At 62.8% G+C, this 24,139-nt stretch carries 19 protein-coding genes; 12 read left to right on the plus strand and 7 right to left on the minus strand.

The features are described 5' to 3' along the window. Nucleotides 1–144 precede the first annotated feature (144 nt). Both FKL89_RS06635 and FKL89_RS06640 read right to left on the minus strand, forming a co-directional pair. Nucleotides 145–1,374, minus strand: coding sequence for a multidrug effflux MFS transporter (locus FKL89_RS06635; RefSeq protein WP_162527419.1), 1,230 nt, complete (start codon nt 1,372–1,374; stop codon nt 145–147). Beyond that, complete coding sequence (locus FKL89_RS06640; protein WP_156862012.1) at nt 1,371–2,114, minus strand: proteasome-type protease; 744 nt, start codon at nt 2,112–2,114, stop codon at nt 1,371–1,373. The genes FKL89_RS06635 and FKL89_RS06640 overlap by 4 nt, the downstream gene beginning before the upstream one ends. Before the next feature lie 240 nt (nt 2,115–2,354). Here FKL89_RS06640 and FKL89_RS06645 point away from each other — a divergent pair, with 240 nt between their 5' ends. From FKL89_RS06645 to FKL89_RS06655, 3 genes are read left to right on the plus strand one after another with little or no spacing between them, the layout of a single operon-like run. After that, complete coding sequence (locus tag FKL89_RS06645) at nt 2,355–3,665, plus strand: ABC transporter substrate-binding protein (protein WP_162527420.1); 1,311 nt, start codon at nt 2,355–2,357, stop codon at nt 3,663–3,665. Continuing rightward, nucleotides 3,665–4,459 (plus strand): ABC transporter permease, encoded by a 795-nt coding sequence (locus tag FKL89_RS06650; RefSeq protein ID WP_156862014.1) that lies wholly within the window; start codon nt 3,665–3,667, stop codon nt 4,457–4,459. The genes FKL89_RS06645 and FKL89_RS06650 overlap by 1 nt, the downstream gene beginning before the upstream one ends. Before the next feature lie 17 nt (nt 4,460–4,476). Beyond that, a complete protein-coding gene (locus FKL89_RS06655) occupies nt 4,477–5,250 on the plus strand; it encodes an ABC transporter ATP-binding protein (protein ID WP_156862015.1) in 774 nt (257 codons plus the stop codon). A 513-nt stretch (nt 5,251–5,763) separates the two neighbouring features. Here FKL89_RS06655 and FKL89_RS06660 read toward each other — a convergent pair. Next, nucleotides 5,764–6,681: a restriction endonuclease gene (locus FKL89_RS06660; RefSeq protein ID WP_156862016.1), complete on the minus strand. Its 918-nt coding sequence runs from the start codon at nt 6,679–6,681 to the stop codon at nt 5,764–5,766. Between the two features lie 564 nt (nt 6,682–7,245). Here FKL89_RS06660 and FKL89_RS06665 point away from each other — a divergent pair. The 4 genes from FKL89_RS06665 to FKL89_RS06680 all read left to right on the plus strand — a co-directional run bounded on the left by FKL89_RS06665 (nt 7,246) and on the right by FKL89_RS06680 (nt 11,899). After that, nucleotides 7,246–8,472, plus strand: a complete 1,227-nt coding sequence (locus tag FKL89_RS06665) for an AAA family ATPase (RefSeq protein WP_162527421.1) — start codon at nt 7,246–7,248, stop codon at nt 8,470–8,472. Nucleotides 8,473–8,676: 204 nt separating this feature from the next. Next, on the plus strand, nt 8,677–9,303 hold the full coding sequence (locus tag FKL89_RS06670; protein WP_156862018.1) for a LysE family translocator: 627 nt from the start codon (nt 8,677–8,679) through the stop codon (nt 9,301–9,303). 308 nt (nt 9,304–9,611) lie between these two features. After that, nucleotides 9,612–10,547 carry an ABC transporter ATP-binding protein gene (locus FKL89_RS06675; RefSeq protein WP_156862019.1) on the plus strand — a complete coding sequence of 312 codons (936 nt, stop codon included), beginning with the start codon at nt 9,612–9,614 and terminating at the stop codon, nt 10,545–10,547. Beyond that, the gene (locus FKL89_RS06680) at nt 10,544–11,899 is read left to right on the plus strand and encodes an ABC transporter permease (protein ID WP_156862020.1); all 1,356 of its coding nucleotides are present in this window, start codon (nt 10,544–10,546) and stop codon (nt 11,897–11,899) included. The genes FKL89_RS06675 and FKL89_RS06680 overlap by 4 nt, the downstream gene beginning before the upstream one ends. A 19-nt stretch (nt 11,900–11,918) precedes the next feature. On the opposite strand, the gene FKL89_RS06685 is transcribed toward FKL89_RS06680, so the two are convergent. Both FKL89_RS06685 and FKL89_RS06690 read right to left on the minus strand, forming a co-directional pair. Then, entirely contained in the window at nt 11,919–12,863 is a 945-nt protein-coding gene (locus tag FKL89_RS06685; RefSeq protein ID WP_156862021.1) for an alpha-E domain-containing protein, read from the minus strand. 2 nt (nt 12,864–12,865) lie between these two features. Next, entirely contained in the window at nt 12,866–14,401 is a 1,536-nt protein-coding gene (locus tag FKL89_RS06690; protein ID WP_156862022.1) for a circularly permuted type 2 ATP-grasp protein, read from the minus strand. A 345-nt stretch (nt 14,402–14,746) separates the two neighbouring features. On the opposite strand from FKL89_RS06690, the gene FKL89_RS06695 reads away from it, so the two are divergent. From FKL89_RS06695 to FKL89_RS06705, 3 genes are read left to right on the plus strand one after another with little or no spacing between them, the layout of a single operon-like run. Then, nucleotides 14,747–16,012, plus strand: a complete 1,266-nt coding sequence (locus FKL89_RS06695) for a lipoprotein-releasing ABC transporter permease subunit (RefSeq protein ID WP_156862023.1) — start codon at nt 14,747–14,749, stop codon at nt 16,010–16,012. Then, a complete protein-coding gene (locus FKL89_RS06700) occupies nt 16,005–16,772 on the plus strand; it encodes an ABC transporter ATP-binding protein (protein WP_156862024.1) in 768 nt (255 codons plus the stop codon). Before FKL89_RS06695 ends, FKL89_RS06700 begins: the two co-directional genes overlap by 8 nt. Continuing rightward, on the plus strand, nt 16,762–17,661 hold the full coding sequence (locus tag FKL89_RS06705; protein ID WP_156862025.1) for a DMT family transporter: 900 nt from the start codon (nt 16,762–16,764) through the stop codon (nt 17,659–17,661). Before FKL89_RS06700 ends, FKL89_RS06705 begins: the two co-directional genes overlap by 11 nt. Here the strand turns inward: FKL89_RS06705 and FKL89_RS06710 are convergent. Then, nucleotides 17,647–19,707, minus strand: coding sequence for a putative bifunctional diguanylate cyclase/phosphodiesterase (locus FKL89_RS06710; protein WP_162527422.1), 2,061 nt, complete (start codon nt 19,705–19,707; stop codon nt 17,647–17,649). The two genes, FKL89_RS06705 and FKL89_RS06710, sit on opposite strands and share 15 nt — an antisense overlap. Nucleotides 19,708–20,165: 458 nt before the next feature. On the opposite strand from FKL89_RS06710, the gene aceB reads away from it, so the two are divergent. Further along, the gene (aceB, locus tag FKL89_RS06715; RefSeq protein ID WP_156862027.1) at nt 20,166–21,749 is read left to right on the plus strand and encodes a malate synthase A; all 1,584 of its coding nucleotides are present in this window, start codon (nt 20,166–20,168) and stop codon (nt 21,747–21,749) included. A gap of 352 nt (nt 21,750–22,101) precedes the next feature. After that, complete coding sequence (locus FKL89_RS06720; RefSeq protein WP_156862028.1) at nt 22,102–22,698, plus strand: DUF3501 family protein; 597 nt, start codon at nt 22,102–22,104, stop codon at nt 22,696–22,698. Between the two features lie 257 nt (nt 22,699–22,955). Here the strand turns inward: FKL89_RS06720 and FKL89_RS06725 are convergent, their stop codons facing one another. Then, nucleotides 22,956–24,116, minus strand: a complete 1,161-nt coding sequence (locus FKL89_RS06725) for a pyridoxal phosphate-dependent aminotransferase (RefSeq protein WP_156862029.1) — start codon at nt 24,114–24,116, stop codon at nt 22,956–22,958. Between the last annotated feature and the right edge of the window lie 23 nt (nt 24,117–24,139).

Raw genomic sequence — 24,139 nt, forward strand, 5'->3', positions numbered from 1 at the left:
GCGTTCAGCAGCAGGCATTTCGTCCCCGTGACTTTTGGTTGCAAGCCTTATCCAATAGGGGCTGGCGGCCTGATTTGTCAAAAGTCGATAATCAATAAAATTAGCGATCAGGCCCGGTGCAGTATGGCTTTCGCAGAAAAGCTGTCAGGTCGCCCGGGCGCTGGTTGCGGGTGCATGCGCCCTTCGCACCAGAACCCAGGCCGACAGCGCGATCAGCGTCCCGCCGGTGGCGTTGGTCAGCACCAGCGGCCACGCGCTGACGCCAAGGAAGGGCGCAATCGCCTGCCCGACAATGAAGGCGGCAAGCATCATCAAGAAGCCCGAGATCGCCGCTGCGCGCCCGGCGTGCTGCGGGAAGCCGGCGACCGAGCCCGCCTGGCCGCAGGGCTGGTTAACGCCGTGCCCGATCGCGATCAGATACTGACCCGCGATCATCGCCCACGCCTGCGGTGCACCTGCCACCAGCGCCACGGCCAGCATCAGCAAGCCACCGGCGATCGAGAAGCGTGAGCTCACACTCACCGCGCGGTCGGGCGTGCGCTGCTTGAGCAGATGCCGGCACCAGTAGGTCCCCGCAATGTAGGACAGGCTGTTACCGGCCAGCACCAGACCGCAGCCGAGCGGCGAAAAGCCAAACACCTTGATGTAGACGAAGCCCGACGAGAGCAGGAAGCAGAACAGCGTGCTGTAGCTCGCCGCGAGCACCGCAGTCCAGGCGCGGAAGCGCGCATCGCCGAGCACGGCGCGGGTGGCGCTGACCTCGGCGTCAGCATCAGGCACCGGTGTTCTGGGCGGCAGGGATTCGCCGAAGAAGAACCACACCCAGGCAAACACCGCCATGCCAAATATGCCGAGCGCAACGAACGCGGCGTGCCACGAAAACTGCGCCACCACCAGTGCCCCGACCAGCGGCGCCGACAGGGCAAAGATGCCGAGCCCGGTGAGCCCGCGCGACAAGGCCTTGGCGCCCTCCACCGGTGTGTAGAGGTCGCGCACCGATGCGCGGGCGCACACCACCAGCGCGGCCATCGCCGCGCCTTGCAGGCAGCGGCAAACCACCAGCGCGGCGAGCGAAGTGACCCAGGCACCGGCGAACGAGGTCAGTGCGTAGGCGGCACAGCCTGCCAGCAGCACCGGTCGCCGGCCAAAGCGGTCCGACAGTGGGCCAAGGATTAGTTGTGCGGCACCAAACGCGAGCGTCAGGCCGGTGAGCGTCAGCGCCGGATTGCCCAGCTCCGCCGCGATCGCCGGCAGTGCGGGCAGGTAGAGATCCGTCGCAATGGGCTGGCTGCCGAGCAGCAGCGCCAGCAGAACGATGTAGTGCGGTTCGGAGAATTTGCGGCTGGGCGTGGCAGCGCGGCGGGCGTCACTCAATTGTGGAACCACTCGGGTTGCGGCAGGCCCTGAAATACTTGCCGCAGCCCTTGTCCCCATGCCTTGCGAATGCCCTGAAAATAGGCGTCCTCCTCGGTCACCCGATAGCGCATCGAGAGCTTGAGATGATCACGCTTGAGGATCGCCACGTCGATCGGCAGGCCGACCGACAGGTTCGATTTCATCGTTGAATCGAACGACACCAGCGCCGACTTCAGTGCTTCGCCGATCGAGGTTTCCGGCCGCACCACGCGGTCAATTATCGGCTTGCCGTACTTGCTCTCGCCGATCTGAAAGTAAGGCGTGTCGCTGGTTGCCTCGATGAAATTGCCCTGCGGATAGATCAGGAACAGACGCGGCGCCTCGTCACGGATCTGGCCGCCAACGAGGAAGGTGCAGCTGAAATCCACGCTCGACTGTGAGAGCTGGTTTTCCTCGGCGTGCGAGATGGCCTTCTTGATCGTTTGCCCGAACAGTTCGGCCACGTCGAACATCGAGGGCAGATTGAGGATGTGCGAGTCCTCTCCGACCGTCTGCCGGCGCAACTGGCTGATTACTCCCTGCGTCGTTGCCAGATTGCCGGCGTTCACCGTCACGATGCAACGCTGATGCGGCCCTTCCGGTACCTCGAACACCGTCATCTTGGAGAAAGTGGATACGTTGTCGACTCCGGCATTGGTGCGGGAGTCGGACGCAAAGAGCATCCCTTCGTGCAGGGACATGGCGACGCAGTAAGTCATGACGGGCGCCGCGCAACGCAGCGCAGCAAACGCTTAGGGTTATCGATTATAGAAACCGGCCACGAGACCCGCTGCACGCATCAGGAAAGTGCCGCTTCGTCAAAATCGCAAATAATGAAACACCGGGTATCTAAAAAGCCGTTCCCGATACGTTTCAGTTCACCGGCTGCGGTTAGCCTGTTTGCATCGTCGGCGCCTTCCACGAGACAGGTGCACCGAGAATCACAAGGAGGACACAGCGTGAGTGAAAACATCAACGATCCGGTGAACCCCGGACGTCGCAGCGTTGTTGCCGGGCTGGCTGCCGGCACCGTGGCCGTCGCCGCCGGTTTGCCCGAGCCGGTCGCCGCACAGAGCGGCAGCACCGCCTGGGGCTGGCCGCAGCCTTATCAGAAGGTTTCCGACAAATCCGTCGCCTGGCTGAAGGACAAGGGCTGGTGGCCGCTGGGTCTGGGCTGGCAGCCGCCGTGGTCGGGGCAGAACGCCGTGATGGCGGTGCTGGACAAGCAGGGCTTTCTCGCGCAGCGCGGGCTGGAGTCCAAGCTCACCGCGTTCACCTCCGGCCCCGCGCTGAACGAAGTGTTCATCTCCACCCGCATTCAGGTGGGTGTGGGCGGCAACTTCCCGCTCAACTCGCTGGTGGACAACAAGATTCCGCTCAAGGTGATTTCGATCATCTGCCCGAACCTGCGTCACCACGTGATCGTGCCGCCCGATTCGCCACTGAAATCGGTGAAGGATTTCAAGGGCGGCAAGAACGGCGAGCCCTACGTGATCGGCATCGCCACCGGCTCCTCGTCCGAGTTCTACTTCCAGATGATGGCTGGCCTGAACGGCATCAACATCGGCAAGGACGTGGTGCTGAAGAACATGCCGCCACCTGAGCAATTGCTGATGCCCAAGGGCATCGACGCCGTGGTGCCGTGGGATTACACCTGCTCGCTGATGCTCAACGAGCGCAAGAACGGCCGCAGCATTGACGTGAGCTACGCCTACAACATCTATCAGGGCTCGATCTACGTGCGGCAGGAGCTGGTGGACAACGTGCCCGATGTTGTGCAGGCACTCACCGATGCCATTGTCGAGGCCACGCTGTGGCTGCGTCTGAACGTCGAGCCGGCAGTGAACGCGATGATGGAGGACGCCAATCTCAAGAACGCACCGCGCACGCTGCTCACCCAGCAGTTGATCGAATACAACAACTGGTACAAGCCGACCTATCTGTATCCGATTGCCGATTTCTGGGCCAAGGAGAACGAACGCATCGCCAAGTGGCTGTTCGACAACAAGCGCCTGAAAACCGCCTTCACGCAGAAGGACTTTTCCAGCGTGTTCGCGCCGCAGTTCATGAAGGCCACGTTCGATCGGCTGGGCTGGAAGATTCCGTCAGTGCCACCCACCGTACCAGCAGGCTGGACGGGCAAGCTCGGTGAGCTGCCGTATCCGTCCTACGACACCATTCTCACCATGAAAGGCCCGCAAGCCTTCCCCGAGAAGGGTGATCTCACCAAGCCGTTTACGTTCAACGGTCAAACCGTCACGCCCGCCTGATGTCGGCGGTGACGGGGGGCACGCCCCGCTTTGCGTGGCTCACGCGTTGGGCCACGCTGGTGGTGCTGTTTGTGGTGTGGGAGCTGGTGGCGGGCGTCTGGTTGCCGAAAGGGCGACCGGAGCTGGCCACGCTGTTGCCACCGCCCAGCGCGATTGCGAAAGCGGCGGTGGAGATGATTGCCTCTGGCGAGCTGCTGATGCACCTGTGGCAATCGCTCAAGCGCGAGCTGATTGCATTTCTGTTCGCGCTGTTCGCGGTGCCGCTCGGCATTGCGATGGGCTGGTGGCGCTGGGTGCACGAGCAGATCGATCCGATTGTGGAGATCCTGCGGCCGATTCCGCCGATCGCGTGGATTCCGCTGTCGATCCTGTGGCTCGGCATCGGCAATGCGCAGAACCAGTTCATTATCTTTCTCGGCATCTTCTTCCCGCTGCTGATCAACACGATCCAGGGCGTGAAAAACGTGGAGCCTAACCTCGTGCGCGCGGCGCGCTGCCTGGGCGCGAGCGAGTGGCAGATTCTCAAGCGCGTCGTGCTGCCGGCGGCGCTGCCGCAAATCCTCACTGGCATCCGCATCGGCTTCGGCGTGGGCTGGATGGCATTGGTGGCTGCGGAGCTGGTCGGCGCCAGTTCGGGCCTCGGCTTTCTAATCAACGACGCACGCAGCCTGCTGAAGACCGACGTAGTGATTCTCGGCATGCTCACCATCGGTGTGGTCGGGCTGCTGCTTGATCTGCTGATTCGCCGCATCGCGAAACGCGTGCTGCCGTGGTCCCTGGCAGCGCAGAAATAACGGGTGGAACCAGACACATGGCACGACTGATCGTCGACAACGTCAGCAAAACCTACCCGGCGCTGCAAAAGGGGCACGAGGACGTGCTCGCCCTGCGCGACGTGAGCTTTACGGTAGAGGACCACGAGTTCTGCTGCCTGCTCGGCCACTCCGGCTGCGGCAAGACCACGCTGCTCAACATCATGGCCGGTTTCGAGGCCACCACCGGCGGCCGCATCACACTCGATGGCGCCGAGATCGGCCCGCCGCACTGGTCCCGCACGATGGTGTTTCAGGACTACGCGCTGTTCCCCTGGCTCACCATCGAGCGCAACATTGCCTTCGGTCTTGAAGTTAAGGGTGTGCCCGAGGCTGAGCGCGCGCGCATCGTCGCCGAGCACGTCAAGCTCGTCGGCCTGAGCGGCTTTGAAACGCGGCTGCCACACCAGCTCTCGGGCGGTATGAAGCAGCGTGTCGCCATCGCCCGCGCTCTCGCGGTGGACCCGCAGGTGGCGTTGCTCGACGAACCCTTTGCCGCGCTCGACGCGCAGAACCGCTCGCTGTTGCAGGACGAGCTGGTGCGCATCGCGCAGGCCACACGCAAGACGATGGTGCTGATCACCCACTCCATCGACGAAGCGATCAAACTCTCCGATCGCATCATCGTCATGACCAAACGGCCAGGCACGGTGAAAGCGAACCTGAAGATCGACATCCCGCGCCCCCGCGCCGAGGACGATCCGCAGGTGATCGCACTCAAGAAGCAGTTGCGGGCGTTGATTGCGGATGAGAGGGAAGTGGAGCTGGCCTAGCCAGTTGGCACGACCGGCGCCACCTGCGCGTCCACCAAGCGTGGTGGGTGCCGTTCCCGTTCGTGGTGAGCCTGTCGAACCATGAACGCATCTGGTTCCCTCTCCCTTGAGGGGAGAGGGCTAGGGAGAGGGTGACGGTTGCGTTTCGAATGCGGGTTGCGGGTGCCACCAGCGCGCTCTTGGCCGCGCGGGGCCAGTTACCTTTTTGCTTCGCCAAAAAGGTAACCCAAAAAGGCGACCCCAACGATTCGCCTGATTCCTCCGGTGCTCGCGTCAGGCGGGCGTCGCAGAAATCGCCCGACGCGTGGCACGCGCTACGCGCGACCACGCCAGTGGGCTCACACTGCGCCGCTTGGACCGCCTGCCGCTGCGCTCCTCGGGGCGAATCCATGGGGACCCTTCGGACCGAAGCTTGATCGCTTCGCGATGGAATCACGAGAACCCGGATGCGAGCATCCGAGCTACACCACTACTCGGCTGTCATCCGGCCTCGTCTGGCTCGGTGCGATCACGTCAGTTAGATTCAAAATAGTCCTGATCAATCTTCTTGACTTCGTAAACACCCATGGAAGCGACAGCGACGTTGTGATCCACCATCAACTGTGCGAGAAGCGCACCGTCGATCAGAATGATTTTGCTTGCGATCATGTTCGCGAACTCGGTCGCTTCCCGCGTAAACGACGAGGTGGTTATTACGACGCCTTTGCTGGCGCGTTGACCCTGCAGGGCGCCAGCAAACTTTTGAATCTCGGGCCGACCTACCGACCCTTCCCACTTTTTGGCCTGAACGTAGATTACGTCAAGTCCAAGTCGGTCCTCCTTGATGATGCCGTCGATGCCGCCATCCCCACTACGCCCGATCGCTCGACCAGCGTCTTGTCTTGAACCGCCATAGCCCATCGCGACGAGCAAGTCGATTACCAGGCGCTCAAAAAACGCGGGTGTGGAAATCTTCACTTGCTCAAGCAGTTCAGACTCAAGATTGTCTCTAAGTGTCTGGTAGGCGACGGCCAAAGCGTCCTCGGGCGTCACTCTCTGCTGGTCCACGGTTGCTGCGAACTGCTGCGTGCCTGTCTGCGATTCTCTGCTGCGTGCTTTGAACGCTTGAAAGGACGGGTACCGTTCGAGGGTCTTGAGGCTGATTTCTGCGGGTTGTTCCAAAAGTAGCGACAGTCCATCCGACGTAATCTTGAATACGCCGCGACGTGGCGAGACTAACAATCCACTCTGCTTCAAGTAGGTTCGGGCCCAACCGACTCTGCTCGCGAAGACGGACGACGCGCCGCTTGGCAATAACTGCGTCAGTTCGTCATCGGACAGTTTGAACTGACGCCCGAGCAAGTCGATGGCTGACCGCATCGCGTGCTCTTGTCCATCACCAGCGAGCTTTAGCAAGGGAAGCATCACAGATTGGTAGTCGGGAATTGCCATCAGCGTGATGTCGAGAATGTCAGAAAAGTCATTCTATTGGCACCGCAAGCGACGTAGCCCGGATGCTCGCATCCGGGTTCCCGTGAACCTCATCGCGAAGCGATCAAACCTCGGTTTCGACGGGGTCCCCATGGATTCGCCCCGAGGAGCGGAGCAACGCGCGGTCGTAGACCCGCACCATGAGCCCACTGCGCGCAGACTTGCGCGCCATCGGGCGATTTGTGCGGGTCCCGCGCGTTGCGAGCACCGCAGGAATCAGGCGAATCGTTGGGGTCGCCTTTCTTTGGTTCCTTTCTTTGGCGAAGCAAGAAAAGTGACTGGCCCCGCGCGGCCACAGAGCGCGCTGGTGGCATGCACTCCACGTTAACTCTCCCAACCATCAGACCCTTCGACAAGCTCAGGGCGAACGGCGGGCGTGCGGCCACAGAGCGCACTGGTGGTACGCGCGACCCGTATTCGGAACGCGACCGTCACCCTCTCCCCAACCCCTCTCCCCTCAAGGGAGAGGGGGGTTCTAGTCTCTCCGCAGTAGCATCCCCCAATCCAGTCCCCACTCCCCCCACCATGTGGCACTCCTTCCTCGACACCTTGCAAACCCAACTGCAAAACCAGGTGGTGGCGGGTGGTATTGCGCTTGGGCTGGCGGGCATTCTGGTGGCGGCGTTGCGCAAGGTGCCTGGCATGCTGTGGGCGCAGTTGCAGCGGCTGGTGGTGGCCACTGCCGTGATCGATAGCCGCAATGACATCTTCAACGCTTATGTGGCGTGGCTCAACGATCTGCCGTTCGGGCGCAAGAGCCGGCTGTTCACCGTGGTGCAGGCGCCGCCTGATCCGGGTGATACGGTGGGTACGCTGCCGCGCCTGCTGTTCAGTCCGGCGCCGGGCATGCATGTGTTCTGGCATGACGGGCATGTGATGTGGATCGAGCGCACCATCGCGATGAACCTGCAGGTGGTGGAGACCATTCGCGTGAGCATGCTGTTCGCGCGCCGCGCGCGGCTGGAGGCGATGCTGGCAGACGTGATCGCGCGAGCCGATGCGCGGCTGGCCGGGCGCACGCAACTGTTCACTGTCGATCAGTGGGGCACCGGCTGGCGGCTGGCCGACGCCAAGCCGCGGCGGCGGCTCGATTCGGTGGTACTGGAGGGTGACATCCGCGAGCGGCTGGTGGCGGACATCCGGCAATTCTTCGACCGTCGGCAGTGGTATGCCGACATGGGCATACCGTGGCGGCGCGGCTACCTGTTCTATGGCCCGCCCGGCACCGGCAAGACCAGTCTCGCGTTCGCGCTGGCAGGCGAGCTGCAACTGTCGCTGTGCACACTGTCGCTCACCAACCCGAAGCTCGACGACCAGAGCATCGGTGACCTGCTGCAACGCACGCCAGCAAAATCGCTGATCCTGATTGAAGATGTCGATGCCTTCTTCGTCGCCCGCGACAAGCAGGATCAGCGCATTGAGGTGAGCTTTTCCGGTCTGCTCAACGCGCTCGACGGCGTGGCGGCACAGGAGGGCCGCGTCGTAGTGCTGACTACCAACCATCGCGATTCGCTCGACGCCGCCATGATCCGGCCTGGACGGATTGATCTGGCGCTGGAGATTGGTCTCGCAGGAGCGCAGCAGGTGCGGGCACTGTTCCTGCGCTTTCATCCCGAAGCAACCGCGCTTGCGGATGAACTGGCGGCAGCGCTAGGCGAGCGGCGGTTGTCGCCTGCGTCGGTGCAGCAGGTGTTGCTGGCGCATGGGGGGGCGCGGGAGGCAGCCGAGAAACTTCGGGGGCTCGTGCAGTAGCATGCCGTGACAAGTTGATTTCATGCCGCCACTTCGCACAGCGTGTCCTTCCCGCGAAGGCGGGAATCCAGACCGACGCGTCGGATCGCGCCCGCGCATACGGTGGAGCGTGCGGCGGTCGGTCTGGGTCCCCGCCGCCGCGGGGACGACAGCGTTTGAGCGTTAAAGTTGGGGCTCCCATCATTTCATTTGCTGTTGAGTCAGATGTCTCTCCTCGCCTTCACAGTCGCCGCCATCATCCTCGCCATCACACCCGGGCCGGGTATTGCCTACGTCGTCGCGCGCACCGTCGCGGGTGGGCGCTCCGAGGGGCTGGCGTCCTGCCTCGGCACTGGCGTAGGCGGCATGCTTCACGTACTCGCGGCGGCGCTCGGGTTGTCGCTCATCGTGGCGCAGTCGGCGCTGGCGTTCAATGTGGTGAAGTACGTTGGCGCGGCTTACCTGATCTATCTGGGCGTCCGTCTTCTGCTGCGAAAGGATGCGGCGCTGACGATGGATGCCGGCGAGCAGGTAAAGTCGCAGGGTGCGCGACGAGCCTTCTTCGAGGGCATCTTCGTTGAGGCGCTGAACGTGAAGACGGCGCTGTTCTTCCTCGCATTCCTGCCGCAATTCGTGGCGCCCGGCGAACCGCTGGCGCCTCAGCTGGTGCTGCTCGGGACGATCTGCGTCGTCCTCAACACGCTGGTGGACGTGGTCGCGGTGTTTGCCGCCGTCCGACTGCTCAAGTCAGATGCCGCCCGTGCCGCTAGGGCGCGGCTGATGACGAAGGTGTCTGGTGTGACCATGCTCGGGCTGGGTGCCTGGCTGGCGCTGGCGCGGCGCGAGACCTGATCCTGAAGCAGCCAGCCGGAAGTTTCCAACCTGCGAGTCTCCCCTGCAAGGCAGGGGGGGACGTCGGCGAAGCCGACAGAGGGGTTGCCGGCATTGCAGATGCGTTCGATGGGCGTGAGACCCCTCCGCTGCTGCGCGGCACCTCCCCTACTTCGCAGGGCGGTTCCATTCACGCGGCGGAGCGCAATGCCATTGGCGGTGCTTCATGACCGTTGGCGACGCCGGCTGACAGCTCGTCGCCTGGGGTGACGCCGCTGCGATGCACGCCCTAGACTTCGCGCATCGCTACTGCGGAAATCGACAGCGCCATGCTCTCAGCCACTGAACTCAACAAATCCTATTCCGGCCGCGCGGTCGTGTCCGACGTGTCGCTGCGCCTGGAACCCGGCCGGGTACTGGGCCTGCTCGGCCCCAACGGCGCGGGCAAATCGACGACCGTCTCGATGCTCTGTGGCCTGCTGCGCCCGGACCGTGGCGACGTTGTTTTCGATGACGGCGCCTCACCGATGAACGGTCGCACCGACGAATTCAAACGCCGCATCGGACTGGTGCCGCAGGACATTGCACTTTACGAAGAGTTGCCAGCACGGCAGAACCTGGAGCTGTTCGGCGCGCTTTATGGTTTGACGGGCACCGACCTTGCGCGTCGCGTGGGCGAAGCGCTGGAGCTGGTCGGGTTGGCTGACCGCGCGCGCGACAAACCCTCCACCTTCAGCGGCGGCATGAAGCGCCGCCTCAACATTGCCTGCGCGCTGGTGCATGACCCGGACGTGCTGGTGTTCGACGAGCCGACAGTGGGTGTTGACCCGCAGAGCCGCAACGCGATCTTTGACAACCTCGAAGTGCTGCGCGATCGTGGCAAGGCACTGATGTACACCACGCACTACATGGAGGAGGCCGAACGCCTGTGCGACCGCATCGTGATCGTGGATCATGGTCGCGTGGTGGCCAACGACGAGCTGGGGGCGCTGCTGCGTCACGCACGCGCTGGTGAACGGCTGGAGATTGATGTCGGCCAGACAGTTGACTGCACGCCGCTGCTCGCCTTGCCGGGCGTGCTTGAGGCAACAGAGTCCAATGGGGTGCTCACCGTCAAACTGCAATCACTCGCCAGCGACATGGCGCCGGTCCTCGCGTGGTGCAACGCGAAGGGTCTTGCGATACGTCACATCAATTCGGTACGTGCCAATCTTGAGGATGTTTTCCTCGCGCTGACTGGCCGCCAACTGAGGGATCACGCATGAGCACTCTGACCTCAAACTTTCCTGCGTTCAAGGCGCTTGTCCTTGCCGAGCTGCGGCTGTATTTTTCATCACGCCGCACGCTGATCATGAATGTGATCGCGCCGGTGCTGATTGGCGCCTTCTTCGGCTACGTCACCAACCCGAAAGACCAGACTGCGCCGCACGTGCCGGTGGCGGTGGTGGATCTTGACGGCAGCACCGTGACCAAGGCCATCATCGAAGCAATGAGCAAGGATGCGTCGCTGGAGATCACCCGTGCCGACGAGGCACAGGCGCGCAAGCTGGTGAGCGAGGGCAAGCTGCGCGCGGCGATTGTCTTTCCGGAGCGCTTCGGTACATCTGCTGCGACCGCGCTGTTCGCTCCCGGCGACCGGCCCAAGATCACGCTCATCGAAGACCCGAGCAAGGCGATGGAGGTGTCGCTGGTCCAGGGCCTGATGACGCAACACATCATGCAGGCGGTGGCGGCGCAGGCCTTTTCACCGACCACGCTGAGCGCGGATACCATCGCCGGCTGGCGCAAGGGGCTGGCGGATTCGGGTTCCGGCGTGTCGCCGGACCAGCAGTCTGCGCTGGGCGGTTTTTTCGATAGCCTCGAGCGCCTGCGCGTTGATCAGGAGAAGGGCGCCACCGCCGCGCCAGTCTCGCCGGCGAGCGCTGCGACGCCAGCACCCGGCGCAACACAAGCGGCTGGCGGCATGCGGCAACCGTTCAGCCTCGACAAGCAATCCGCAGTCGGCAGCCGCGACAACCAGTACAACGGCTATGCGCACTCGTTTGCGGGGATGAGCGTGCAGTTCATCCTCTTCCTCGGCATTGATCTCGGCGTGGCGTTGCTGCTCGCCCGCCGACTCGGGCTGTGGAAGCGGCTGCGCGCGGCACCGCTCTCCCGTGCCACGCTGGTCGCGAGCCGCATGGCCAGCGGTACCGTCATCGCATGCACGCTCATGCTCGCGATCTTCGCGGCGGCGATTGCCATCTTCGGTGTGCGCATCCGCGGCAGTGTGGCGGGCTTCGCGCTGATCACATTGACGTTCGCCATCATGACGGCCGCCTTTGGGCTGTTCATCGCTGCAGTTGGCAAGACGCCGGAAGCAACGCGTGGCCTCGCGATTGTGGTGACATTGATCATGGTGATGCTCGGCGGCGCCTGGGTGCCCAGCTTCATCTTCCCGCCGTGGCTACAGACGGCGTCGCTGGTGGTGCCGACGCGCTGGGCGGTGGACGGGTTTGACGCGATGACCTGGCGCGGCCTCGGTTTTGATGCCGCGCTGGCGCCGAGCGCCGTGTTGCTGGGCTTCGCGCTGCTGTTTGCCTTGCTGGCGCTGTGGCGGTTTCGCTGGGATGAATAGCGGTGGCCTGACCGCCAGCTCAGTGCGTCTCCATATAAGCCGCGTTCACCGAATTGCCGAGCTTGACCATGTCGAGCAGGAAGTCAGCGAGGTAGCGCTTGAGGCCGTAGTCGAGCACTTCGTCGATGGTGCCGTAGCGCAGTTTGGCGTTGATTTCGGCGACGATGCGGCGCGGGATGCGGCTGCTTTCGGCGGGCAGACTGTCGATCACGGCGGTCGCCTCGTCCATGCAGTAGCGCAGTGAACGCGGCAGCTTCGGGTCGAAGATCATGATCTCGGCAACGCGGCGAGCGTCGATCACGTCACGATAGGTGTCGCGATAGGCTTCCAGCGCTGACACCGACCGAAGTACTGCCGAGAGGCGGTAGTAATCGGTTTCCTTGTCAACTTCCGTTTCCTCGAAGCTGTCGGGCGCTTCGTCGGCGTACTTGACGTTCAGGATGCGCGCTGTGTTGTCGGCGCGCTCAATGAAGGTGCCGAGGCGAACGAAGTGGTAGGGCTGGTCACGCCGCGCGGTGGCGAAGGTGATGCCACGGAAGAGATGCGAGCGCTCCTTGACCCACTCGAAGAATTCGTTGCCCGTCATCAGCGGATTGATGCTGCGTGACTTTTCCTGGAACGCGATCCAGGTGTCGTTGATGTTCTCCCACATCTCGCTGGTGATCGAGCCGCGCACGGCGCGCGCGTTCTCGCGGGTGGACTCGATGCAGTTGCGGATGGAGGATGGATGCTGGCGATCCCAGGCGAGGAAGGCGACCACATTCTCGTAAGTTGCGGGCAGGTTGGTCGCGGCGAATTCGGCCTGCGCTTCGGTGATCACGATCGGCGTCATGGCGCCACCGGAATCGGCCGAGCGGTCGAGCATGGCGAGTGACTGCGTGACGTCGAGGATGCGCGCCATGTTCTCGGCGCGCTCAAGATAACGGCTCATCCAGTAGAGGTGGGCGGCAACGCGGCTCAACATGATTAGTTGCCCTCCGCAGTCGTGGACGCAGCCGGCGCGTTGTCATCCCCCAACACCCAGGTGTCCTTGGTGCCGCCCCCCTGTGACGAGTTGACCACCAGCGACCCTTCACGTAGCGCGACCCGCGTCAGCCCACCGGGCACCATGCGCACCTCGCGGCCGGTGAGCACGAATGGCCGTAGATCGATATGGCGCGGGGCGATGCCGGATTCGACAAAGGTTGGGCAGCTGGAAAGCGATAGCGTGGGCTGGGCGATGTAGTTGGTCGGATTGGCCTTCACCACGGCGGCGAAGTCCTCGACTTCCTTTGCCGTCGCGGCGGGGCCGACCAGCATGCCGTAGCCGCCGGCGCCGTGGACTTCCTTGACCACCAGATCCTTCATGTTGGCGAGCACGTAGGAAAGGTCGGCAGGCTTTCTGCACTGGTAGGTGGGCACGTTGTTCAGGATCGGGTCCTCGTCGAGGTAGAACTTGATCATGTCCGGCACATACGGGTAGATCGATTTGTCGTCGGCGACGCCGGTGCCGATCGCGTTGCAGATCACGATGTTGCCCTTGACGTAGGCGTTGAACAGACCGGGCACGCCGAGCACCGAGTCGGGCCGGAAAGCGAGCGGGTCAAGGAATACGTCATCGAGGCGCCGGTACATCACGTCCACACGTTGTGGTCCGCTGGTGGTGCGCATGTAGACGTAGTCGTCCTTGACGAACAGGTCCTGGCCCTCGACCAGCTCCACGCCCATTTGCTGCGCGAGGAAGGTGTGTTCGAAGTAGGCGCTGTTGAAGCGGCCCGGAGTCAGCAGCACCACCGTCGGGTTGTCGATATCGGTTGCTTCCTTCAGCGTCTGCAACAGCAGTGCCGGGTAGTGCTCGACCGGGCGCACCGTCTGACGCAGGAAGAGCTCGGGGAATAGCCGCATCATCATCTTGCGGTTCATCAGCATGTAGCTCACGCCGGACGGCACGCGCAGGTTGTCCTCAAGCACGTAGTACTTGCCGTCGTTGTTGCGCACGATGTCGACGCCGGTGATCGACACATAGGTGTCGTGCGGCACCTTGACGCCGACCATCTTGGTCTGGAACTGCGCGTTGCCCTCGATCTGCTCACGCGGGATCAGCCCGGCCTTGAGGATCGCCTGGTCGTGATAGATGTCGGCCAGAAAACGGTTGATCGCCGTCACTCGCTGGGTGAGGCCTTTTTCGAGATAGCTCCACTCGTCGGCGGTGATGATGCGCGGGATCACGTCGGACGGGATCAGGCGCTCGGTGCCTCCCTCGTCGCCGTACACCGTGAAGGTGATGCCGATGCGGCGGAACAGCAGGTCGGCCTGGGCGCGACGCTGCGCGAGCGTTTGCTCGGGCGAGGACTGCAGCCAGTCGTTGTAGGCCGCGTAGTGGGCGCGCGTGCCCTGACTTTGCACTTGCGACTGCCCGCCGGCGGACTGACTCTGGCTCTGCGATTGCCCTCGCTCCGGCGCCCCGGCAGTGACGAGCATCTCGTCGAAATGGTGGGCAGGCGGCGGAGTGATGGCGTGCATGGTCATGATCGCGGACAACGGGACGGTTGCAATAGTACGCAGACGTTTGCAAACAAAGCAATCGGCGTGCCGTGGCGACATATCTCGGTCGATTCAGGCGTTGAACAGCTTTTCATGGAAAGGCTTATTAATAATGGGCTAGAAGCTGTAAAACGCCAAAAGTCGATAAATAATAAAAATGCGGCTGTAGCCCATATGGAATGAGACTTATGGCAACAAGCTGATGACTTTGACCTGTCGCAAATCGGCACCGGGTGCGTCGCCGCCGTGGGTGGCCTGATGCTTCGCATGACACTTCGGTACCGCTGCGGGCGTTGCAGCTCCTACCACGTAGAATCGCTGGCAATGTCGTTCCCCTCCCGCTACGAGCTGGAGCTTGGCCTGCGCTACGTGCGCGCCAAACGCCGCAACAGCTTCATCTCGTTCATTTCGCTGATTTCCATGCTCGGCATCGCGCTCGGCGTGGCCGCGCTCATCATCGTGATTTCGGTGATGAACGGTTTCTCAAGCGAGCTGCGCGAGCGCATGCTGGCCGCCACCGCGCATGTCGAGGTGAAGGGCTACAGCCAGGGCGACACCTCGCCGATGAATGACTGGCAGGGTATCGCTGCCGTGCTTCAGAAGAATCCTGAAGTTGCCGCCGTGGCGCCTTACGTGCAGGGCGAAGGGCTCTGGGTCAACGGCGAGATCAACAAGCCGTCGCTGATTCGTGGCATTGAGCCAGTCGGCGAGGCACAGGTTGCCAGCGTGCAGAAGCACATGAAGGTCGGATCGCTGGACATGCTGAAGCCCGGCGAATGGGGCGTGATTCTGGGGGTCGATCTGGCGCGCGGCCTTGGCGTGCGCGTGGGCGAAAAAGTGGCGCTGATCACGCCGCAGGGTACGGTCACCCCGGCCGGCAGCGTGCCGCGGGTCAAGAGTTTCACCGTGACCGGGCTGTTCGAGATCGGCTGGATCGAGGCCGACTCCAGGGTGGCGCTGATTCATGTCGCCGACGCGCAGCGCTTGTACCAATTGGGCGATGCCGTGACCGGGATTCGCGTCAAGCTGCATGACCTGATGAAGGCGCGGGAAGTGGCCGACGGCTGGCTGCGTACCCTGCCGGGCGGCCTCGGCGTATCCGACTGGACGACGCAGAACCTGAGTTTTTTCAAGGCCGTGCAGATGGAAAAGCGGGTGATGTTCATCATCCTCACGCTGATCGTCGCCGTGGCTGCGTTCAATCTGGTCAGCACGCTGGTGATGGTGGTGACTGACAAGGAGGCGGACATCGCGATCCTGCGCACGCTTGGCGCGCGGCCGGGCAGTGTGATGCAGATTTTCGTGGTGCAGGGCGCCGTGATCGGCGTCGTTGGCACCCTGATCGGGCTGGTGCTTGGGCTGTTGATCTCCTTCAATCTGGACCACGTGGTCGGCTTCATCGAGCGCGTGTTCGGCGTGACCTTCATCGACAAGACGGTGTACCTGATCACCGAGCTGCCGTCGAAGGTGCTGGCGTCGGATGTCACCACCATCACGCTGCTGAGCCTCGGGCTGTCGCTGCTCGCCACGCTGTATCCGAGCTGGCATGCAAGCCGCGTCAATCCGGCGGAGGCGTTGCGCTATGAGTGATCCGTCGGCGACGCCGGTCCTCGTTGCGCAGGGGCTCGGCAAGCGCTACGAGAGCGGCCCGGCCAGCACTGAGGTGTTGACCGACGTGACCTTCAGCGTCGCGCCGGGGGAGACTGTCGCCATCGTGGGCGCCTCGGGCTCCGGCAAGAGCACGCTGCTGCATCTGCTGGGTGGCCTCGACACACCGACGACGGGCAGCGTGACGCTGATGGGCGAATCGCTGGCTGCCTTGTCGGACGCGGCGCGCGGCGATTTGCGCAATCGTGCGCTCGGCTTCGTCTACCAGTTTCACCATTTGCTCGCCGAACTGACCGCAGTGCAGAACGTTGCTCTTGCGTTGCGCATCCGGCGCACGCCGGTCGCCGTCGCCGAACAGAAGGCACGGCAACTGCTCGAGATCGTTGGCCTGGGCCATCGCCTGCAGCATCTGCCGTCCGAGCTTTCTGGCGGCGAACGGCAGCGGGTTGCCATCGCCCGCGCGCTGGTGACCGAGCCGGCCTGCGTGCTGGCCGACGAACCGACCGGCAATCTGGACCTCGAAAACGGCGAACGTGTATTCGATCTGCTGCTGCAGGCGACGCGCGAGCGCAACGCCTCGCTGGTGCTGGTGACCCATGATCGCCAGCTCGCCGCCCGCTGTGACCGCACCCTGACCCTGGTGAAAGGCGTCTTGCAGGCGCTGCCCGCGCACCGGGTCCCCGAACTCTCTGCCCCGATTGCTGCGGCCGCTGTGCTGCAAGGAATACCCATTGCCCCCTGAACAACGTCCGGCTTTGTGGTGGTTGTTTGCCGGGATCACGCTGTTCGCCACGATGGACGCTGCGGCCAAATGGGTCGGGCGTACCTATCCGCTCACGGCGGCGGTCTGGCTGCGCTACCTGATTCCAACGCTCATGGTGGGCGGTTATCTGTTTGCCACGCGCGGCTGGAAATTCGCGCACACACCCAATCCTCGCGTGCAGATTTTGCGCGGCTTGTCGCTGGTGACAAGTACGCTCTGCTTCTGGACGGCCCTGCATCATCTGCCCCTGGTGGAGGCGGCAACAGTGTCGTTCGTCGGGCCGACCATCGTGGTGATCTTTTCATCGTTCCTGCTTGGCGAGCGGCCACGGCCGGCGCACTGGGTGGCGCTTGGGCTGGGTTTTACCGGGGTGCTGATTGCACTGAGGCCCGGTTTGGCCCATACTGGCATTGGTGCCGTCGCCGCACTGGGTTCCGCGACCTTCTATTCGCTCTATCTGGTGCTGACCCGCAAAGTGTCCGGCGATGAAGATTCACTGTCGCTGCTGTTTCACGCCAACGCGATTGGTGCGATTGCGCTGACCATCGCTGCCCCGGCGACGGCACGCATGCCGGCCGGGTGGGCAGAGTGGCTGATCCTGCCCTCACTCGGCATTTTCGGCACACTCGGACACTGGTTCATGATCAAGGCCTACAGCCATGCGGACGCATCAACGCTGGCGCCGTTCATGTACGTGCAACTGCTGGTGGCCACGTTCTGGGGCTGGCTGATTTATGACAACCTGCCGGATGGCTTCACGCTGCTCGGCATGCTGGTCATCCTGAGCAGCGGTCTGTACGTGCTCAACGACGGTCGTCGTGCCGCGCGGCAGGCGCGCGCCGACGAGGTGGCCTCAACGCCCGAGTAGTGCCTGCAGCCAGCGGTCAAACTCGGCCGCAGGCATTGGCTGCGCGAAAAGAAAACCCTGCATCACCCGGCAGCCGAGCGATTGCAGGCATTGCCGTTGCTCGGTCGTCTCCACGCCTTCCGCCACGGCCGTCATGGCGAGGCCGTGCGCGAGCTCGATGATGGTGTTGACGATAGCCACCGAGCTGGCCGACGCAGGCAGTTCGCGGACAAAGCTCTGATCAATCTTGAGCGTTTCCACCGGCAATGTGCGCAGGCGCGACAGTGACGAAAAGCCGGTGCCGAAGTCATCAATGGCCAGGGTGATGCCGGCGTCACGCAGGCGTGTCAGCGCCACCTGCATTGCGGGATCGTGGCCCATCACCATGCGTTCGGTGAGTTCGAGCTCAAGGCTGGCGCCAGTAAGGCCGTGGCGCTGCAGCGCTGCCAGTACCGAATCGACAAAATCCGGCGAGCGGAACTGGTTGCTCGACAGATTCACGGCCACCCGGGCATCGTGCCAGCCGTTTGCACGCCAGCGCGCAAGCTGGGTCATTGCACTGTCAAGCACCCATTGGCCGAGCGGGACGATTTGATGCAGGCTCTCGGCGACCGGAATGAATTCATCGGGCGTCAGTACGCCGAGGTCACCACGGTTCCAGCGTAGCAGGGCCTCAACGCAGACCAGTCGTTTGCCATCGGCGGACAGTTCGGGCTGAAAGTAAAGCTCGAACTCACCCTTTTCGATGGCCGGTCCCAGCGCCTCTTCGATCATCAGGGCGTGGTCGGCGGCGCGCGCGATGGCCCGATCAAAGTAGCGCGCAGCGTCGCGGCCGGCGGTCTTGGCCAGATACATGGCGGCATCGGCATTCTTCAGGAGCTGCGACGGCGTCTCGCCGTCTTCGGGGTAGATGGCCACGCCGATTGAGGCGGTGACCCGGAAGCTGCGGGTGCCGACCCGCGTCGGGGTTTCGAACACGCGGCGCACGCTGTCAACGAAATCGACCAGCTGGGCGTGATCGGCAGCCCGATAGGTCATCACGAATTCGTCGCCGCCGTGGCGGGCGAGCCAGGCTTCGCGGTCGAGCGGGCTGCGCGCGGCGCAGAATGCACTCAGCTTCTCTGCTACCGCGATCAGCACCTCGTCACCGGAGGCATGACCGAGCGAATCATTGACCCGTTTCAGCTGGTCGAGATCGAGAAACAGCACTGCGAACGGTGTGCGCTCGGGCCCGCTCATGTCGATCATTTCGCAGAGGTGCTCGTCGAGATGCACGCGATTGGGCAACCCGGTCAGCGCATCGTGGACGGCGAGGAAGCGGATACGGTCCTGCGCGGCCCGGGATTCGGTGAGGTCGCGCACTACGATCATGCGCTGCCGCTGTCCGGCCCAGTCCATGTCGCGCACGATGTACTCGACCGGGATGCTGTGGCCGTCGCGATGCAGCGCGAGGCTCTCGTACGACAACTCGGCACCTGAGCTCATCACCTGACGAACGCGGGCGTGCTCGGAAGGCGGCACGAAGTCGATGGTACGCCGGCCGGTCATCTGGTCATTGTCGTAGCCAAGCAGGCGGAGCAGGGGTGGGTTGACATCAGTGATCACGCCGCCAACATGAAACGCAATTCCTTCCACGCTGGCGGCCATGAATTTGGCCAGGCGGTCGCTGCTTTGTTTGCTGGCGAGTTCGGCGGCGCGATGCTTGGTGATGTCGGTAATCATCACGAACACCCGCTCCGGTTGCGGCGTGCCCCAGGGCACCAGGCTGACTTCGATCCAGCGACGCTGCCCATCGGTATCCATGGAACGGGAGTAGGTGACCGTGGTGCGCTCCGCCAGGACCCGCTCGACCGCGGGGCGGATCCGCTCCGTCGCTTCCGGGCCAATAATTTCCTCGGCGGTGCGGCCCACTGCCTGTTCAGGTGCCAGACCACCCAGGCGGGCATAGTGCACGTTGGCGTACAGACAGCGATGCGATGACGCGTCGAAGCAGGCAAGCATTACCGGCACTTCGTCCATGAGACGCATCAGGTCTTCGAGAGAGAGTGTGGACGATGATGCGGGCACGGGAAGGAAAGCGTGTTGCAAACAGACTGGAGGCGAAAAGAGGGTGGTGCTACCGGCAAGGTGCTGCACCGTCACGATCATCGAGTCTAACGTGCGTTTGTCGCACAACGCGAAGGGAATCAGTCCTTTTCCGGGACAATTGTGACGGGTCTGATCGGCTGTTGCGTTTGTGTCGCCACGTTTGAAGCGGTCTTGTGCAGCCGCAACATTGCGGGTGGCACATGGCGCCATGCTTATCGGGCTCATCATTGCTGGAAGCAGCGCTGGAAATGGCTCAGTTTTTGAGCATTGCACTGCAGCACGGGGCGTTAAAATGCGGCTATCGCTTTTTTGCCGATGAGCATTCCGTCACGCGATCCGTGGCCGAGTGTCCGGCAGTTCCCGACCCGATTCCCAAACCGCTGCGTGCGCAGTCCTGATGACTGCCGCGTATTTGCCCTACGAGTTGAACGACGAACATGAGCACACCCACCTACGGCGCCGGCATTCAGATCAACGCGCCCATTACCCCTGATTTCGCCACCATCCTGACACCGGAAGCGATGGCGCTGGTCGCCAAACTGCACCGCGCCTTCGAGCCGCGCCGCCAGCAACTGCTCGCCGCCCGTGCCGAGCGCGCCAAACGCCTTGATGCTGGCGAGCGGCCGGACTTCCTGGCGGAAACGAAGCACATCCGCGAAGGCGACTGGAAAGTCGCACCGCTGCCGAAGGCGCTGGAATGCCGCCGCGTGGAGATCACCGGTCCGGTGGAAGCCAAGATGGTGATCAACGCGTTCAATTCGGGCGCAGACAGCTACATGACCGATTTCGAGGATTCGAATTCGCCGTCGTGGGAGAACCAGATCCAGGGCCAGATTAACCTCGGCCGCGCGATTCGCCGCACGCTCACGCTCGAGCAGAACGGCAAGAGCTACAAGTTGAACGACAAGATCGCGACACTGCAGGTGCGGCCGCGCGGCTGGCATCTGGACGAAAAGCACGTCCTGATCGACGGCCAGCGCGTGCACGGCGGCATCTTCGACTTCGCGCTGTTCATGTTCCATAACGCGAAGGAGCAGATTGCGCGCGGCGCCGGTCCGTTCTTCTACCTGCCCAAGATGGAATCGCACCTCGAGGCGCGCCTGTGGAACGACGTCTTCGTGATGACCCAGAACGAATTGGGCCTGCCGCAGGGCACCATCAAGGCGACGGTGCTGATCGAGACCATCGTCGCCGCGTTCGAGATGGAAGAAATCCTCTACGAACTGCGCGAGCACAGCGCCGGCCTCAATGCCGGCCGCTGGGACTACATCTTCTCGTGTATCAAGAAGTTCAAGCTCGACAAGAACTTCTGCCTGGCCGACCGAGCGCAGGTGAAGATGACGGCGCCGTTCATGCGGGCCTATGCTCTCTTGCTGTTGAAGACTTGTCACAAGCGCGGTGCCCCAGCCATTGGCGGCATGAGCGCGCTGATTCCGATCAAGAACGATCCCGAGAAGAACGCCATCGCCATGGCCGGCATCATTGCCGACAAGAAGCGCGACGCGACCGATGGCTATGACGGCGGCTGGGTCGCGCACCCAGGGCTCGTCGAGGCTTCGATGAAAGAGTTTGTTGCGGTGCTTGGCGACAAACCCAATCAGTGGGAAAAGCAGAAACCCGAAGTCAGCGTGACGGCGGCAGATTTGCTCAATTTCCAGCCGGAAACGCCGATCACCGAGGCTGGCCTGCGCATGAACATCAACGTGGGCATTCACTACCTGGGCGCCTGGCTCGCGGGCAACGGCTGTGTGCCGATCCACAACCTGATGGAGGACGCCGCCACGGCCGAAATCTCGCGCTCGCAGGTGTGGCAGTGGATCCGCTCGCCCAAGGGGGTGCTCGACGATGGCCGCAAGGTTACGGCTGAGATGGTGAAAGCGATGGTTCCCGAGGAGCTGGCCAAGATCAAGGCGGGCGGCTTCGACGGCAAGTTCGACCGCGCGGCCGAGATATTCACGCAGATGAGCACGCAGGAAGCATTCGCCGAATTCCTGACACTGCCGCTGTACGAAGAGATTTAGCGCGAATCCGGTCGGCACTCCGCCGCAGCGAGGGGCGCAAGCGCTGGCGCGGCCAGCCGTGGTTTGCTGCGCCGCAGAAGAATTGTCCCAAAGTGGCCGAAAAACGCACCTCGTTGGTGCGTTTTTCGTTTATAGAGCGAATTGCTGACCGCCAAAGGCTGGCTTTTTAGGAACCTGCGACCTAAAATTGATGTCTACCGCTCATAAGTGTGCACGCAGGAGTGGGTGTCGAATTGCCAAGGGTTTCCCCGGGTAACAGACGCCGCGAAGCACCCGTTTCGGTATGTCGGGCAGGGCGCCACCAGAAGCAAACCCGCCGATTTGGATGTATCGATTACTCACGGATTGGACTATGGCAAAGAAGTCAGCGCCCGTTTTGTCGCGGGCTAACCTTTGGTCGCTCGAAGAATACGCAAAGCGTCGCCCCACCTTTCAACCAGAGGTGATGGCGCACAAGAAAAATCGCACCGTGCATCTGGGCAACCACCTGACGCTTCAGTTTGAAGACGAAATGACGGTGCGCTACCAGATTCAGGAAATGCTGCACAACGAAGCGACCGATCACGACAGCGTGCAGAGCGAGCTGGATGCCTACTTGCCGCTGATCCCGGACGGCAGCAATTTCAAGGCGACGATGACGCTGGATTACACCGACGACGCCGAGAAGAAGCGTCAGTTGGCGCAACTGATCGGCATCGAGGATCGCGTCTGGATTCAGGTTGAAGGCAGCTCCAAGCTGTATTCGATCGCCGACGAAGATGTTGATCGCGAGAACGACTACGGCCCATCGACCGTGCATTTCTTGCGCTTCGAGCTGACCAAGGAAATGAAAGCCGCGCTGAAATATGGCGTCGGGCTTGCGGTCGGCGTTGATCACCCGCGCTACAAGGCCGCAATCAATCCGCTGCCGCAAACCATTCGCAATGCGCTGGTCGCTGACCTGAAGTAATTTCGGTCATCGTCGGCAAAAAGGCGGCTTCGGCCGCCTTTTTCGTTTTCTGGCGAGGCTCGTCGACATGCGTGAAAGTTGCCGGCGCAGCGATCAGCTTTTTGCTGAAAGCCTCATTCGAAAAGGGCTGGAAGGTCAGAAATGCGCTCAGTCGACATATGATGATTTGATGCGCTGAGCACTATGCTGAAGCCACTTTCTCAATAAAGATGTACTGCGCTGCGGTCCGTGCCACGGTCGCGAGTCGGGCATGCACGCTATGCCAGTGCGCCTGCAAGTCGCGCCACACCGTCCTGTAGCTTTGCCATGTTGACTGCGTAAGCCATTCGCACATGTTCCCGGGCGCGGAATTCGCCGAAGTCGATGCCGGGCGCGAAGGCGACGCCGGTGCGGTCGAGCATTTCGCTGGCGAACTTTTCGCTATCGCGGGTGAAGGCACTGACGTCGGCATAGACGAAGAAGCCGCCGTCAGGCAGGATGGGGATCTTGAAGCCGATTTTGCCGAGCGCGGTCGCAAAGTAGTCCCGTCGTGCCTGGAATTCCGCCCGGCGAGCCTCGGCAATGGCGTAGGCGGCGTCGGAGAAGCAGGCCAGCGCAGCATGCTGCGAAAGCGCCGCCGGCGAGATGTAGAGGTTCTGCGCCAGCTTTTCGAGATCGCGCACATGACGCTCCGGCGCGACCAGCCAGCCCAGGCGCCAACCGGTCATGTTCCAGTATTTTGAAAAGCTGCTCACCACAAACGCGTCATCGCTGTGCGCCAATGCGGTCTCCGGCGGCCGGCCATAGTTGAGACCGGCATAAGTCTCGTCCGAGATCAGCAAGCCGCCGTGGGCTGCCACGCAGTCAACGATGCGTTTGAGCTCGCCCTCGTGCAGGCTGGTACCGGTAGGGTTCGACGGGCTCGCCACCAGCACACCCTTGGTGCTGCGGCCCCAAGCGCGGTCAATCATCGCTGCGGTGAACTGGTAGGCGTCATCGGGCCCGACCGGCAAGGTGCGCGGTACACCCTCCATCACCCGCACGAAATGGCGATTGCAGGGGTAGGAGGGGTCAGTGAGCAGGATTTCGTCGTCGCGACCCACCAGCAGCGCACAAGTGAGCAGTAGCGCCGCGGAGCCGCCCGCGGTGACGATGATGCGCTCCGGCGCAATGTCGAGGCCGTGCAAGCGCCGGTAGTGGCCGCTGATCGCCTCGCGCAATGCGCGAATGCCGAGGGCGCTGGTGTAGTAGATCTGGCCACTCGCCAGTAACGACTGCGCGGCGTCGATCACCGGTTGTGGCGTCGGGAAGTCCGGCTCGCCAATTTCCATGTGGATCACGTCGCGTCCCTGTGCCTCCAGCGCGCGGGCGTGAGTGGCAATCTCCATCACGTGGAAGGGTTCGATCTGCGAAAGGCGGGCGGCGATGGCGGGCGTCATTGACTGCGAACGCGAAGCGTTGA

The sequence above is a fragment of the Casimicrobium huifangae genome (assembly GCF_009746125.1).
Classification (GTDB): domain Bacteria; phylum Pseudomonadota; class Gammaproteobacteria; order Burkholderiales; family Casimicrobiaceae; genus Casimicrobium; species Casimicrobium huifangae.